Annotated in this window: 11 protein-coding genes; 6 read left to right on the plus strand and 5 right to left on the minus strand. The window is 45.3% G+C overall.

The window, feature by feature from the left end; translation table 11 throughout:
* Positions 1-4: 4 nt before the first annotated feature.
* Both ABRS97_RS21520 and ABRS97_RS21525 read left to right on the plus strand, forming a co-directional pair.
* Positions 5-4,834: a non-ribosomal peptide synthetase gene (locus tag ABRS97_RS21520; protein ID WP_367817395.1), complete on the plus strand. Its 4,830-nt coding sequence runs from the start codon at positions 5-7 to the stop codon at positions 4,832-4,834.
* A 392-nt stretch (positions 4,835-5,226) separates the two neighbouring features.
* On the plus strand, positions 5,227-6,729 hold the full coding sequence (locus tag ABRS97_RS21525) for a malate:quinone oxidoreductase (RefSeq protein WP_367817397.1): 1,503 nt from the start codon (positions 5,227-5,229) through the stop codon (positions 6,727-6,729).
* Positions 6,730-6,970: 241 nt separating this feature from the next.
* On the opposite strand, the gene ABRS97_RS21530 is transcribed toward ABRS97_RS21525, so the two are convergent.
* On the minus strand, positions 6,971-8,362 hold the full coding sequence (locus tag ABRS97_RS21530) for an MFS transporter (protein ID WP_367817398.1): 1,392 nt from the start codon (positions 8,360-8,362) through the stop codon (positions 6,971-6,973).
* A gap of 113 nt (positions 8,363-8,475) precedes the next feature.
* Between ABRS97_RS21530 and ABRS97_RS21535 the strand changes: the two genes are divergently transcribed.
* Both ABRS97_RS21535 and ABRS97_RS21540 read left to right on the plus strand, forming a co-directional pair.
* Positions 8,476-9,363 (plus strand): LysR family transcriptional regulator, encoded by an 888-nt coding sequence (locus tag ABRS97_RS21535; protein WP_367817399.1) that lies wholly within the window; start codon positions 8,476-8,478, stop codon positions 9,361-9,363.
* Positions 9,364-9,536: 173 nt separating this feature from the next.
* Positions 9,537-10,634 carry a hypothetical protein gene (locus ABRS97_RS21540; RefSeq protein WP_367817401.1) on the plus strand — a complete coding sequence of 366 codons (1,098 nt, stop codon included), beginning with the start codon at positions 9,537-9,539 and terminating at the stop codon, positions 10,632-10,634.
* 224 nt (positions 10,635-10,858) lie between these two features.
* Here the strand turns inward: ABRS97_RS21540 and ABRS97_RS21545 are convergent, their stop codons facing one another.
* Positions 10,859-11,230 (minus strand): DUF2512 family protein, encoded by a 372-nt coding sequence (locus tag ABRS97_RS21545; RefSeq protein WP_367817403.1) that lies wholly within the window; start codon positions 11,228-11,230, stop codon positions 10,859-10,861.
* Positions 11,231-11,952: 722 nt separating this feature from the next.
* Here ABRS97_RS21545 and ABRS97_RS21550 point away from each other — a divergent pair.
* Positions 11,953-12,399 carry an aminoacyl-tRNA deacylase gene (locus tag ABRS97_RS21550; RefSeq protein WP_367817405.1) on the plus strand — a complete coding sequence of 149 codons (447 nt, stop codon included), beginning with the start codon at positions 11,953-11,955 and terminating at the stop codon, positions 12,397-12,399.
* Positions 12,400-12,769: 370 nt separating this feature from the next.
* Positions 12,770-13,045 carry a hypothetical protein gene (locus ABRS97_RS21555; protein ID WP_367817406.1) on the plus strand — a complete coding sequence of 92 codons (276 nt, stop codon included), beginning with the start codon at positions 12,770-12,772 and terminating at the stop codon, positions 13,043-13,045.
* A 262-nt stretch (positions 13,046-13,307) separates the two neighbouring features.
* Here ABRS97_RS21555 and ABRS97_RS21560 read toward each other — a convergent pair whose 3' ends face one another.
* The 3 genes from ABRS97_RS21560 to ABRS97_RS21570 all read right to left on the minus strand — a co-directional run bounded on the left by ABRS97_RS21560 (position 13,308) and on the right by ABRS97_RS21570 (position 15,992).
* Complete coding sequence (locus tag ABRS97_RS21560; RefSeq protein ID WP_367817408.1) at positions 13,308-14,453, minus strand: serine hydrolase domain-containing protein; 1,146 nt, start codon at positions 14,451-14,453, stop codon at positions 13,308-13,310.
* 142 nt (positions 14,454-14,595) lie between these two features.
* The gene (locus tag ABRS97_RS21565; RefSeq protein ID WP_367817410.1) at positions 14,596-15,105 is read right to left on the minus strand and encodes a dihydrofolate reductase family protein; all 510 of its coding nucleotides are present in this window, start codon (positions 15,103-15,105) and stop codon (positions 14,596-14,598) included.
* A gap of 14 nt (positions 15,106-15,119) precedes the next feature.
* Positions 15,120-15,992, minus strand: a complete 873-nt coding sequence (locus tag ABRS97_RS21570; protein WP_367817412.1) for an alpha/beta fold hydrolase — start codon at positions 15,990-15,992, stop codon at positions 15,120-15,122.
* Positions 15,993-16,008: the final 16 nt, after the last annotated feature.

Genomic DNA, 16,008 nt, shown 5'->3' on the forward strand with positions numbered 1-16,008 from the left:
AAAGATGGCGAATAAAAATTCACTGGAGGCTCGCAAATCCCAATTGACCGAAGAGAAGAGAGCTTTGTTAAGCAAGCTTCTCAAAGGCTCTGCCAACGCACCCGTTCCCATGACAAAGATGGAAATCGAGCATCGTCCGGACGATAAAAGAAGCCCGCTATCTTATGCCCAGCAGCGGCTCTGGTTCTTTTCCACTCTGGAACCTTTATCTCCGCTCTATCATTTGGTGTACGGCGTCAAGCTGTACGGACCGCTCCATAAGGAAGCTTTGGAACAAAGCTTGCAATCCATCGTGGAACGTCATGACATCCTGCGCACTGTATTCCGAGATGAAGGAGGGCACGCCTATCAATTTGTACTGGAAACGGTGACTGTTCCGCTGAAGCTGGAAGACTTGAGGAGCTTGTCTCCAAGCGAACAGGAGTTGTCGATCCATGCGCATATCGACCGCCTGAAAAAGCCATTTGATCTTCAAGAAGGCCCCTTACTCCGCGCTTCATTGCTTGCTCTTGCTGGAGAGGAGCATGTTCTGCTGCTTGCATTTCATCACCTTATTACGGACGGCTGGTCGCATCATCGGTTTGGCCGTGAGTTGCTGGAGTTCTACCAAGCTTATCGCCATAACAAAGCAAAACAACTGCCTGCTCTTCGCATTCAGTATGCCGACTATGCCAAATGGCAGCGCGAGCGGCTTCAAGAAGAAGCCTTTCAGGAGCAGGTATCCTACTGGAAGAAAAAGTTGGCAGGGGCCCCCGCACTGCTCCAGCTTCCGACGGACTACCCGCGCCCTTCCGAGCAGCGGTACACGGGCAAGAAGGTCCGTTTCGCCGTGCAAATGCCGCTTGCTGAGCGTCTTATCCGTTTCGCGGGAGAGGAGCAAGCAACTCCCTTTATGCTGCTTATGGCGGCGTTCCAAACCCTGCTGCACCGCTATTCGGGGGAGGAAGATCTGTGCGTAGGTACGGCAATATCCGGCAGAAATCACAGGGACGTCGAACCGCTGATCGGTTTTTTCGTGAACACCCTTGTGATTCGGTCACAGGTTACCCCCGAACTGTCTTTCCGGCAACTGATGCGGCAGGTACGTAAGGACGCGCTTGATGCCTATGCACATCAAGACGTTCCGTTCGAACTGTTGGTCGATGAAACGGTCGGCCAGCGCAGTATCAGCTACTCCCCTTTGTTCCAAGTCATGTTTACGCTGCAAAATACACCAGCCGTCCCCCTAGAGCTATCCGGTTTAACCGCTGAGCCGCTGGAAGTCGAGACGGGCACATCCAAATTCGATCTTACGCTCGAAATGGTAAGGGTGGAAGCGGGATGGGAGGGATCTTTGGAGTACAACCAAAGCCTCTTTGAGGAAGCGACCGTTCAGAGGATGACGGAGCATTTCGTGGTGCTGCTGGCAAGCATTGCCGACACGCCGGATGCTCCCCTGCAAACGCTTTGCTTGCTATCTTCCGAAGAAAGAGAGCTGCTGCTAGATAGCTGGAGCCGGGCGGAGCCTGCGAAAGAGCATTCGCATCCCTTTCCTGCGGACACCACGCTTGACCGGATAGTTGCTCGGCAAGCAGGCCAACAGCCGGAACTGCCTGCCGTTGTGGATGGAAACCGTGTCTTGACGTACGGCGAGCTTATCAGCCGAGCCGAATGCTTGGCCAGTCGATTGCGAAGGTTAGGGGTCCAGCCTGGAACTGTTACAGCTATATGCATGGAGCGTTCGCTTGAGCTGGTCACCGCCCAGTTAGCCATACTCCTGACAGGTGGAGCTTACTTGCCGATTGATCCTGCTACGCCAAATGAACGGATCGCTTATATCGTAACCGATTCACAGGCCCCTCTGATTTTGACCCAGGGTCATCTGCAGTCCCGCTTTGCTGCCATGGAAATTGTAACCATCGTTGCCGATGTGGTTGAGGACTCCTCTCCGCAGACTTTCGATTTGACCCAAGACGACACCCTGACAGAAACGATGCTTGCAAACCAAGAATCTGCGGATACGATAGCTTATGTCATCTACACGTCAGGTTCTACCGGGCAACCGAAAGGAACCTTAATTCCACATAAATCAATCGTGAATTTCATGTCGTGGTACCGGGAAACCTCAGCCTTGTCGTTCTCGGACCGGGTGTGCTTTGCTTCGGGAATCGGCTTTGATCTATCCGTAGCCGAAATTTTCGGCGCCTTGGTCGCCGGGGCTTCGTTATGGATCCCGCCTGAAGATACCAGGCTGCAACCTGAGCTGTTGCGCGACTGGATGCTGGACAACAAAATCACGTTCGCCTTTCTGCCCACTCCGCTGGCCGAGCAGCTTATCTCCGTGCCATGGCCTTTGCAAACGCCGCTCCGGCGCCTTTTCACAGGCGGAGATAAATGGAATGCGAAGCTGCCTCAAGGTCTGCCGTTTACGGTGTACGATCTGTATGGCCCAACAGAATGTACCATCGCTTGCACCTATCGGATCATCGATGCAGATCGTAGAGAGACACATCAGCCCCCGCATATCGGCAGGCCGATCTCCAATGCCCGCATCTATATTCTGGATCGCTGCCTAAATCCTGTACCGATTGGAGTGCCGGGGGAACTGATGATCGGAGGCCATGTAGTCGGGAGCGGTTATTTGCGAAGGGATGCGCTGACTCGTGAGAAATTCATTCGGAACCCTTTTACTTCGCAGGAAGGCGAGCTTTTATATCGAAGCGGAGACACAGCAAGGTATTTGCCCGATGGACGCATTCAATATCTTGGCCGTTCCGATGAGCAGGTCAAAATCCGCGGATTCCGCGTCGAGTTACATGAAATTCAAACGGTACTTACGATTCAACCTAGCGTGAAAGAAGCGGTGGTCATTGTTCGCGAGGATGCTCCTGGGGATAAGCGGATCACCGCATATTTGGTGGCAGAAGCAGGTCTGTCTCCAGACATCGAATCACTCAGGCAACGGCTAAAAGAGCTCTTGCCTGCCTATATGATACCCTCGGCGTTCGTAACGCTGGAGCGTCTCCCGCTTACATCAAACGGTAAAATCGATCGAGGTGCCCTGCCAAAACCAGACACGATCCAAGCTTTCCGCGATATGTTCGAAGAACCGCGCAATCCCGTCGAACAAAAGCTTTGCGATATCTGGGCAGAGCTGCTCGTTCTCGACAAGGTGGGCATCCACCAAAATTATTTTGAAATTGGAGGCGATTCGATCAAAACGATGATGTTCGTCTCTAGGGCAAAACAAGCAGGACTTACAGTAATCCCGAAGCATGTGTTCCAGTACCAGACGATTGCCGAGCTCAGTCAAGTTGTCAGCAGCGGCCATCCTGCCGATGAGGTTCGTAGTGAAACGACCTGTGCTTCCGACACCTGGGGCATTCAGGCAATCCGTGATTCAACTGAATCGCCAGAGCGACATTCGACCGCATTTGACTTTCCGCTGTCACGTTTGAATCGGAACGACTTGGCCAGTGTCCCAGGCATCCACCCGGAAGAGATCGAGGACGTTTATCCGCTTACGCCACTGCAAGATTACATGCTGGCTACACTGCGTCAACGGCCCGAACCGGCTCAATTTTTCGTCAATATGGTCATGCACTTCAAAGATCGGCTTGATCCTGTACTTATGACGCAGGCTTGGCAGCTTGTCGCAAACCATTTCGCAATCACAAAAACCTCCATCGCCGACGAAGGACTAGAGGAGCCCATGCAAGTTACACGCAGGAATGTCCAGGTGCCCATCCATTACCACGACTGGCGCGGATGGAGTCCTGACCGCCAGCAGGAAGCGTTGAAGAGTTATCAGGACCGCCAACTCATTGCCAGCGATCTTACTTATATCCGTCGTCCAACGACCTACGAGGTCATGTTTGCAACGATTGGCGACAATGACCATCAACTTGTCATGAGCTGCTCATACTTATTAATGGATGGCTGGAGCCATTTTATCGTGCTGATCCATGTGCTGAAATGTTATTATAACTTGCTTGAAGGAAAGTCCTATGAACTGCCACCCGTGCGAAATTATGGCCAATATGCGGCATGGTTGCGTACCAGAGACTTAGGAGAGCCGAGAGAGTATTGGGGTAAAGAACTGGAAGATTTCCGCACTGCGACACCGCTTATTCAGCATGCGCCATTTAATAAGGAACCACGTGAGAATGGCTTTGCGAAACAAGCCGTGGAAATTGAGCTTGCCGTGCCGCAGTTAGTGCAGGAATTTGCAGGACGAAACCGCGTGACCGTGAATGTGCTGTTTCAACTAGTATGGACTTTGCTGTTAGCCCGTTATACAGGTCAGCGCGATGTCTTATTCGGTGTTATGTCTACTGGCAGGCAAGCGGAGTATGAAGGCGCAGAGGAGTTGGTCGGTCCTGCGATTAATACGTTGCCGCTACGGATTCGCCTTGATGAAGACGAAAGCGTTCCTAAGCTCCTGCGGCGCATACAAGAGAAGCAGCTCTTGTTGACTGAGTGGGATTATACGCCTCTCAGAGGAATCCGGGAATGGATTGGAATTGCGGAAAACAAGCCGCTTTTTGAGTCCTATATGATTTTCCAGAATCTCCAGTCTTTCTTCGAAACGACAAGCGGCATTGAGTGGGTCGCGAGGTTGCCTGTGGAGAACGAATACCACAAGGCACTTGCCATTTTCGATTCAGGCACCCCGCTGCGTATCGATGTGTGCTCGGAACCAGGAGGCTATCAAATTTTCATGACTTATCTGAAAGCTTATTTCCGTGACGAATCCGTCGGCCAAATGCTTGCAGACTTAAAGGAAACTTTCCTTGACCTCATCCAGGCTCCGGAACAAGCCGTCGGTACATGGATAAACAAGTCCATGCCTTAACATTTTTTTGTGTTGTCAATCTACACAGTTATTGCTGTTTCGTGAATAACCAGCGTTTTTTTAATAGCGTTAGCCGGGGGACTAGCGCAAGCGGTCCGCTGGCAACGGCAAACCAAAGCCTCAATCCTTGTAAAAACTGGATTGAGGTCTTCGTTTTTGTGTGTTTTCAGGTTCTCGTGGATGGACTTCTCACTTTTCACGAGCTATTAAATAGCTTATAATTATCAGATAATAGTAGTTATTTAAATCTATAAAAAATTGTAATATACTATGATAGGGTTATAATTGATCCAGAAAAGGTGTGTAGTTAGGTGGCACACTGGCTTGGTGTGACGCCAAAGCAGGAGCGCCTACATCCTTTCTGCAAATTTTAGGGTATAAGGATGGTAAAAATGAGCAACAGAGAAACTAAAACAGACGTAATCTTAATTGGTGCCGGAATCATGAGTGCGACTTTAGGGACGCTTCTGAAAGAATTAATGCCGGAGTGGGAAATTACAGTGTTTGAGAAGCTCGAAAATGCAGGAGAAGAAAGCTCTAACGAGTGGAATAATGCAGGAACTGGGCATGCGGCACTGTGTGAGCTAAACTATACGGTCGAAAAACCAGACGGATCTGTAGATATTAGCAAAGCGATCCAAATTAATGAACAGTTTCAGCTTTCCATGCAGTTCTGGTCCTATCTTGTAAACAGCAAGCTGATTGGTAATCCGCAGGAATTTATCGTTTCTTTGCCGCATATGAGTATGGTGCTAGGGGAACAAAATGTAACGTTTTTAAAGAAACGTTTTGAAGCGATGGCTAATAATCCTTTGTTTCAAGGGATGGCATTTTCCGATGACCCTGAAAAACTGAAGGAATGGATTCCTCTTATTATACAAGATCGTCCATCTAATGAGCCTATCGCAGCAACGAAAATCGACACTGGTACTGATGTCAACTTCGGTGCATTAACGCGCATTTTGTTTGATCACTTAAAGAGCAAAAACGTCGATATTAAATATAAACATAGCGTGGATAATATGAAACGTACTAGCGACGGCTCATGGGAATTGAAAATAAAAAACGACAACGGTAACGTCGAACGCCATACTGCAAAATTCGTATTTATCGGAGGCGGAGGCGGAAGCCTGCATTTATTGCAAAAATCCGGTATTCCTGAAGGAAAACATATTGGTGGATTCCCGGTAAGCGGCATATTCATGGTCTGTAAGAACCCGGATGTTGTAGCGCAGCATCATGCAAAAGTATACGGAAAAGCTAAGGTCGGAGCTCCTCCAATGTCTGTTCCGCATCTGGACACAAGATTTATCGATAATAAAAAATCGTTGCTATTTGGACCGTTTGCCGGCTTCTCGCCAAAGTTTTTAAAAACCGGTTCCATGTTTGATTTGGTAACTTCCGTAAAACCGGATAATCTCGTAACTATGCTGTCGGCAGGCGCAAAAAACATGTCATTGACAAAATACCTGATCGAACAAGTGATGTTATCGAAAGAAAAGCGCATGGAAGAGTTGCGAGAGTTTATCCCGAACGCTAAAAGCGAGGATTGGGATTTGGTAGTAGCGGGCCAACGTGTGCAAGTTATCAAAGATACTGAAGCTGGCGGCAAAGGAACGCTTCAATTCGGAACAGAAGTTATTAGTGCCTCTGATGGCTCGATTGCAGCATTGCTAGGTGCTTCTCCAGGTGCTTCTACCGCTGTTCACGTTATGCTTGAGGTATTTGAAAAATGCTTCCCTCAACATATGAAAGAGTGGGAACCGAAAATCAAAGAAATGATTCCTTCTTATGGCGTGTCACTAATGGAAAATCCTGAGCTTCTGCACGAAATCCATACTTCAACAGCAGAGACGCTCTGTTTAGGTAAAGAAGAACTAGTCTATAGTAGTTAATTCTTAGGATGTAGAAACATATTGAGTAATATATAGAATATCTATAAACAGCTATGATTTAACTATTCGTGAACACCAAGCTTGCAAATATTGGCAGCAGGCTTTTTTCTTTTTCCTTATCCCATTTCCGACAAACATAACCACCGACCTTGGCCGGTGGTTATTAGTTATTTGTACCGAAGCGAAAAACTATACATCCATCGCAACCATAGCCCCCAACATTTCACCTCCAGAAATTCATTTAGACATTAGTTTCTTTGATCAACTGGCTTTCCCGGCGCCGCCAACTCATAAATACCAAGGACAATGCAATTACAGAGAGGATAGCCCCAAGGAGTCGAAAACCCCCTGAGCTGAACTTATCACCCATTACGATGCCTAACAACAATGAAGAGAGAATGGTACCGAAGTATCTTGATGTCATAAAAACTCCGGATGCTACACCGATAATTTCCTTTGGAGAACTTCTGAACAAGGCTGCTTGCATACCGACATTGTTCAGTCCGTTGCTAATACCGAATGCAGCTAACGCAAAACACACATTGACAACCGGTGAAGTTTGATTCAATGTTACGATCCAAACTGACCCAAGTGTCATCAGTATTCCGGATACTAGCAATGCCGGCCTGGGCCCTGATTTATCGATCCATCGTCCTGCGATTGGAGAAACAACGAGCGAGCACAAACCCAAGCTTAGCATGAGAATCCCTGTATGGAATTCGCTGACATGACGTACCATTTGCAAGTAGGATGGAAGCCCGAAAAAGATCGAGTAAAAAAGCACGTTAACAAGCATGAATTCGACATTGATCCAAGTCATCGCAGGATATTTGGCAAATGTGTGCAAAGGAATAAAGGGTGACTTCGTTGTTAACTCGTGTCGTACGAAAACCACAAGTAGCACGAGGCCTATCAGCCCGACAATGGCACTTAGTAATGAGACATGCCCTGATGATTTTACTGACAGTAAGGAGGCGAGTAGAGCAATCAGACCCACTGTGAAGAGCAGGATCCCTGACGCATCAATCAAATCCAGCCATTTACGAAAGGACATGCCTAATAGCGCGGATGTTGGCGGTTGGTCCTTAGGAATATTCCTCCAAGCTAATAGAAAGCTCGCCACCGCGAACGGAATATTGACGAAAAAAATAGCATGCCAATCCCAAAAGTGGAGCAAGACCCCACCAATAAAAGGTCCAATTGCTGCAGCTCCGGATAGGAATATGGACAAAACTGACAGTGCAGTCGCTTGTTTCTCCGTAATATGAATTCGCACAATGGCCATTCCAACTGCAACCATCATGCTTGTTCCAATGGATTGCACAATACGAAATACGATGAGCCACCCAAAGTTTGGTGATAATGGAGCTAATAGTGATGCACCGAAAGCTACAATAAGCCCGGTAAGAAATATTTTCTTGCGGCCGAATAAATCACTGGCTTTTCCCATGACAGGTTGAGCGATGCTGCTTGCAATGTAGAAAGAAAAAATAATCCAGGAAACAACAGTAAAATCAAGGTGATACACATTTTGCAACCTTACAATAGCAACAGAAATCATCGAAGAATTTAATGGGTTCAATAGCACCCCAAGCCCAACGGAAATCATCAACCACCTATTGCGAACACTCATTTTTGATCCCCCCCAAAGCGTATTAATGTTATCGTACTTGAAGTCGTATATTTATTCCAATGCATTTTATGTTATGATTTCATTGACTTGAAGGAATGAATGGAGTGTGTGAAATGGAACTTCTTCAACTGCAATATTTTCTCGCGGTAGCTCGTTTGGAACATGTAACCGAAGCTGCAAGAAGTCTGCACGTAACTCAATCGTCACTAAGCAGAACGATTGGGCGCTTAGAAGAGGATTTAGGTGTCCCTCTATTCGATCGAGTAGGGAGGAATCTACGTTTGAATGAGTTCGGAAGCAGATTCCTTCGCCGTGCGGAAAGAGCGTTGTTTGAATTGGAACAGGGGAAGCAAGAGATTAGTGATTTATCCAGCCCGGAACATGGCACACTCGAATTAGCAGTGACTACCGCAAGCACGTTACCAAATATCCTTCGAGAGTTTCGGAAAAAGCGGCCTTATGTCCAATTTCATGTGCAAATGCTGACCACGCAGGAAATGATTACGCTTCTTCATCGAGGAGAGGTCGATTTCTGCTTGTCCTCACCTCCTATACAAGGAGATGACATTGAATGTCAAATCGTGTTCATTGACCCAATCATCGTTGCGGTTCCAAAGGGGCATCGGCTGGCAAACCGGAGCAGCGTATCCTTGACAGAACTAAGAGATGAATGGTTCGTAGGTGTAAAGAAAGGCTACGGTGCTCGCGATTTCGTGGACTCTTTATGCCAATCGGCTGGATTTGTACCTAAGTATGTGTATGAGGGTGATGAACCTGCAAGGTTAAGCGCTCTTGTAGAAGCCGAAATTGGAATTGCCTTCATACCAAGCACGGCAATGAATTCACAGGAACGGATCCATTATCTCCAAGTAGAGGAACACGAATTGGTGCGGGAGATTGCTTTATTAAGGCATAAAAGTCGGTACATTTCGCGGGCTGCTCTGGAATTCCGTGAGGTTGTTTTAGAATATTTTGCAGCGATAGCCAAACAGACAAATTAATCGTGCTGCACCACTCAGGATTCTATAGCGGGTATATGATCAGTATCTCAGTAGAAATTGTAGCCTAACGGTTAGTATAAATAGCCTTACGGATAATTACGTTAGCTAGGTTAGTTAGGTTATACTAAAGGAGTGATATAGAAAATGAAAAATTAGATATTGGGGGGAAATTAATGACAACTAAGAAAATACTACCATTAGCGGAGCCTTGTATTTACGCTTACTCTTCACATGCGACTGCATTGTCTATTCTTTCAATTGATGATGCTTATCTACCCTGGTTTCATAGTAATTACATTCAACTGTGTGGCCTGAAAGATTATAATCTCACTTATGATTTGCCTCTAGATTTTTATATGGGACCCAGGAAAGATTTTAATTATTATTCAAATGCGAGCTGGTTATCTTTCCTGAGTACCGAAAGGCAATTAGTAAAAAGTACGTGTGAAGATATTATTAAATATGTCATTGCGTGCATTGAACAAAATCTATATGTAGCCTTGCATATTGATGAATTTTATCTAGAAGACCGATGGGCTTATAAAAGAAGGAAATGGGATCATGAGAACTTAATTTTTGGCTATGATCTGGAAAGAAAGGTTTTCAATATCATCGGTTTTAAAGGGACTAATCGTAAATTTGAAGCTTCCGAAATCAGTTTCGAAGTATTTAAAGAAGCCTATGAACAATGCGATGATCAGAATCATAATAACTGGAGAAGTCAAATTTTACTAATTCGTAAAGCGAATCATGGTGCGGATGATCCTATAAGAAACTATGCGTTTGATCTCGATTTGGTGATTAGCACCATTGAAGAATTCCTTCAATCCAAAGATGCTACCAGGAAATTCGGTATGTTTCATAATAGTCTTAAACATTTGGTCTTTGGGTTAGAAGTTTACAACATGATGAAAGCGAATTTGCCGAACTTCTGGTCTGATTTCAGGCCAATGCATGTGTTGCTAGAGCATAAAAATTGTATGCTTTCAAGGATACAATATTTGAAGGACCATGGTTTCCTGACTGAAGATGACTATACCTATTTACATGAATCATATAGTAAAATGGTCCGCTCTTGCATGGTTATGAGGAGCACGCAACTAAGATACATAGCCTCAAAGGATAGAGTCAAAGACAACCACCTGCTTGAAAAAATAATAGACGAGCTGGATCAACTCGCCATCTTTGAGAAAGAAGTTTTGGAGCATATGGTGATAGCCCTGAAGCAATCAAAGCTATCAGCTCAGACACCCAATGTGAAAGTCATCTGACACTAAAAAAATCTGTCATCTATTAAAACCGTGAAGGCTTGATGCTACACGGTTTCTTTGCTATTTATAGGCAGAATTTACGTGGCAATATGGCAAAAGATAAAGGAATAGAGCATTAGCGGCATTATTCCATTACCATGGGTTAATGGTCCTCCAAGCAGCAAAGAGGTGCCGGAATTTTGAACAACGCCAATGGTTTATTGCTGCAACTGTATTTTCTCATGTTAGTTTTCGTCAAAAGAATTTCGCCCGATCCTGCCTGGATCCTTCTGAAAATAACTATGCATGAAGTATTCTATAATCCCAAAAACTACGGAAACTATCGCCATATTCGTAAATGTTAAGGACCAGTTGAAGAGGAACGTTTCCAATATCCAAAGGAACACAAAGATCAGACCTACATCAGCAAGAGTAGCGACTCCATTACTGGTGAGTCTTAATATTAGTTGATCGATTGCAAAATAAGAGAGGATAGAAAAAGCATACGAGCAAAGCAGTGCCTCCGTAAGTGTTGCTTGTGTTAGATACAACAAGAGGGGAACAATAATAATTCCATTTAGCAGCATCTTCAAAAAAAACTTCCCAAGCATTTTCATCTCTTCCGCCTTCTTTCACCAAGATTGTACTCGTGCTTTTTTCTTAATATCGCCTTTTTGCTTTTCGAATATGCTCGTAAAGTTAAGTTTCTTTCAGATGCACAGACTTTGTATACTTGGCTGATCGGGGTGTCTCAGCAGCACTTTCCGGCGGTCGAAAAGAAGATAATCGCAATACAAAGAAGAGGGTTAAGCGAAGAAGGTGTCTAGTTTTAACCGCTTTTGTTTGAGTCCAGGAATCCCGCCAGTGTCGTTTTCAGGCAGGCGCGAAATTTTCTCTTCTGCGAGGGTAATGGAATGAATGCTGGAGTTTCCGGAGAGTAAAAGAAACCAACGTTTAACTAGATACGAACATTTATAGTGAATGGAGATACAGTGAATTTGTGTTTTCATTTTTTTGATTCCGTGCTAATGTAATGTTAATTACTGGGATTTATTTCGAGCAATAGACTCATTGATTAGAATCAGCAATAGATATTTCGGGTAACTCGAAGAAGGCGTATCCATCCGAAAACACCGTATTCACGCTGAGGGGCTTTCGCCCCTTAGTCTGCCCGCGGAGATTTCGGGGAAGCTGATTCAGGCAGACAACCCTGCAATGGCTAAGTCTTACGATCCGTGCTACGCACCTTAAGCCAGTAAGGGCTCATGAATACAAGAACGTTATAAGAACTCTCCGCACTTCAAACCCATAAAGACAAATAGACAAAGGAGTATATTTTATGAGTGAATTAGAATTAATTCTTAAAGAAAATAAGATTGATTTCGAAATAATTAATCATGATTTTTCTATTCAATCAGCCCAGGAAGGGGCTGAATATTTTGGAATTGAGATTGGTCAAACAGCCCCGACTTTGGTAATGAAATCGGAAAAAGAGTATTTTGCAATAATTATTTCAGGTGATTATGGACGTATAGATTTTGAGGGACTGAAAGCAATATTGAAATGTAACGAACTGAAACTAGCCAAACCGAAAGAAGTAGAACAATTTATGGGATATACAATAGGAACTGTACCTTTAATAGGGCATGGATTACCAACGATAATAGATAACCAATTAAATCGTTATTCTTATATTTATGGGGGAACAGGATATTCCAAATCAACATTAAAGATTGGTCCAAGTGATGTAGAAAAAATGAACAATATAGTAGCATTTGTACGCTAAAGTGAAATAGATCAAAAAACGAGGGAAACTTTAGATGGAGCTTCGAAGGGTGGGGACATCTTATAACGCCGCATTCACGCTGCGGAGTTTACGCTCCTTAGACTGCCCGAAGCAATTCGAGGAAGAGAATTCAGGCAGACACCCCTGCACTGACTAAGTCCATCGGACCTTTAAATAGATTTTGAAAGGAATTAATATGATATTCCATAGAAGAAGAACAATATACTTACAATTAATTCTTTACGTAATATTTCTGAGTTTTATTTATTTTGTAATAAGAATTAGTATTCAACAGTCAGTGTTTTTCATTGCAATTTTTCTTATAGTTTCGTTATACACTATAGGGAACTATTGGAGACTAGAAGAGGGCATGATTACAAAATACATCTTATTTGTAGAAACTGAAAAGTTTAACATTAATGAAATAAAATTAATTGAGGCGATAACCAATAAAGAAATAGACAAGATTTATATTAGAATAGGGCAGGGAGCAGGAGAGGATGAATATAATTTCATACTTCAAGATGGATATATGGCTTCCTCCGCTGATTGTAAAAACTCTAATGGAGTATCTATAGGAAGATATTTAAGCAAAACACATAAAATCAGAATGATTGAAAAAACAAAATACAAAATATTTACATAAGTGACTTTGAAAGTAGAATCAATGATTAGGCTCCTTCGGATAATAAACACCGTATTCGCGTTAAGTTTCCAATGACAAATTGTAGTATTATGACATAAATCAAGGCTATAGAAGAAGCCTCAATTGTAAAATGGAGGTCCCGGGGGGACTTTTGCTTGCGAAAAGCAAGAATCCCCCTCAGCCGTTTTGGCGGAAGGGGCCAATTCAAAATAAGAATGTAAAAACGGCGATGATAACGATCTCGCTTTGAGCAGCAGAACGTTTAAGCGTGCAGCCATTCACGCACTTTATTCGCTATGAGTACGTCCGTATCCTGATTCCCGCGATTGAAGGAAAGGGAATTTTTGAGTAGGGCAAAAGAGAACTGGTGTTCCTGATCGGCAAATCCAATCAAGCCGCCCATACCGGTATGGCCAAAAGTACGAAGGCTGTCACCCATGGCTAACGCCGACTCGTTATTCCCAAGCCAATAACCAAGGGCTTTGGGAATGGAGACCAACCCCATAAATACTTCATCGGGTTCCTTAGTTTGTAAGAGGGTAGCTTGCTCTAATTGGGTGGGGTTCAATAGCCGAATGCCATCAACTCCATCACCGATCAAGGAGGCATATATGCGGGCAAGCGCGTTAGCTGTGAGGCACGCATTAGCAGCAGGCACAACTGCTTGATGAAATGCAGGTTCATTCCAAGCATCATTTTGGATTGGCATGATCGGGGTCGGCAGCATTTTTTTAATCAGCATATCGTCCGGCATATCAATCCAAGGCAATTCTTCCCCGCTAATCGTGGCAATCCATGACTCCGCTTCATCTGGAACGCCGAAGTAAAGCTCGCTTGTGATGCCAAGAGGCGCACAAATTTCTTCCTGTACAATTTGCGCAAATGGACGCCCGTCTGCGCGTTCAGCCATTTCACCCAGAATCCAGCCCATGGTGAGGCCGTGATAACCGGTCTTGGTACCAGGCTCCCAAACAGGCGTTAGCCGTTCGATCTCATGTACCATGGCATCCCAATTGCAGACGGTTTCCATATCGATATGCTCCGGCATTTGTGGAATGCCGGCTTCATGGCACAGTACCTGGCGAATGGTAATATCGGTTTTTCCGTTCACTGCGAACTCCGGCCAATAATTGGCTATCTTGTCGTCATACCTCAGCTTGCCAGATTGCGCCAGTATGTGGATGACCGTTGCGGTAATTCCTTTGCAGCTGGACATGCTGATAAAGAGCGTATCGTTTGTTACAGGCTTCTTCGTCGCGACATTCATGATTCCCGATTGCGCATTTAAAACCAGTTTGCCTCTGTGGTAAGCCGCAACTTGAAGGCCGGATTCCAATCCATTCCCCGTTAATTCGTCCAACATGCCCTGAATCGTTTGTTGCAAATGATCCGATTGTGGTTCTTTCATCGTGATCTCCTCCTACAATATCAATGCTGTTGCTGATATATGGAGTATAAGAGGCGTATATAAATTCAATTTAAACGAGAAATACAAAGTCACTCAATTGGCGGAGGATGCTATGCCCAGATACTCGACGCATGGTGATCAATTATCGGTCAATCGCGTAGCGCAGTTGAACGACGCCACCGCCGAGGGGCTTGCAGTCTAACAGATTTACATGTTTATATCGGTAATTTTCTTGGTCGATTAAAAGATTTAACCCCTTGCCTTCCAGCACTGGCGCCACATTGAAAATCACTTCGTCTACAAGATCTTGGCCGAGAAATGAATTGTGGATATCCGCGCCGCCGCTAATGAGAGCGGTTTGATGGCCTTTTTGCAGCAAGTAGTCCAAGGCTTCCTGCGGTGATCCCACAACCGTGACGCCCGAAATTTCGGAGGCATTTCTTGAAATGACGACGATGTCGACTTCGCCAAATGGCCCCGCGCCGCCGTTTCCGCGCATACCTTCGAAAGTGCGACGCCCGACAATGAAATTTCCTGCAGTTTTAGCGAGTGTCGCGAAGTCATGCAACGCTTCTTTTTTTGGCGGGTTCTCGGGACCGGATTGCGCATAATTGCCATTGGCTGTTAAGGTTGCCCACAAAATTGTTTTCATAATAAAATTCCTCCTCATGTTCTATTCCGTATTTTTCGGATGGATGCAGCTACCCGGTCTGGGCGATCCTCTTGCACATAGTGTGAGGCATCTTCCAAAATCTCGGTTTCGTTCAACGGTAAGTGTCTTTGCCATTTGGCCATCTGTTCGAGAGGGAAGCCTGCGCTGTCTTTCGTTCCCCATAATATTTGTGCAGGCAAATTGTGCAAATTCGGCAACTTCGATTCAATGTCGGCAAGCCATGTTCGTGATTTGCGAATGTGCCTTGGAAATACCCATGTCGGCATCCTAGACTTCGGGGTCGGGAACGGGTCCGTATAAGCTTTTCGCAAGCTAACCGTAACTTTCTCGGCATGGTGTATCCCGTGCGGAACAATCACTTTGGCGAAGAAGTTGTGGCGTGTCTGAAGCCACCGCCCGATTGGCCAGCCTCCCATGGCGAGAGAAAACAATTTCATTGGTAAGATGTCTGCAGGCCAGGCCCACGTATTCATCACGACGATACCGCGCAAGTTATTTCGATGCCGTACCGCGTAGTTCAGGCCGATAGGACCTCCCCAATCCTGAACGACTAAGATAAAATCCTTTAGATCCAATTGCCAAATCAGCTCCTGAACGGCTTCCGATTGCTCTTGCGGCGTAAAGCGGTATCCGCTAGGTGCCTTCGACATGCCGAATCCGGGGTAATCGGGAGCGATAAGACGGAATTCCTCGCGAAGCTCTTTGATAACGTTCCGATAAAGATATGACCACGTAGGGTTTCCGTGGAGGAGAAGAACCGTTGGTCCTTGCCCTTCATCAAGGTAATGGATGTGGCCGTCACGGTAAGGCAGCCAGCGATCGGTGAACGGGTACTCCGTCGGATCCAATTCAAATGGCCTATTCATGATGTGTCCTCCTTTT

It is taken from the genome of Paenibacillus tabacirhizosphaerae, assembly GCF_040812395.1.
Lineage (GTDB): Bacteria > Bacillota > Bacilli > Paenibacillales > NBRC-103111 > Paenibacillus_E.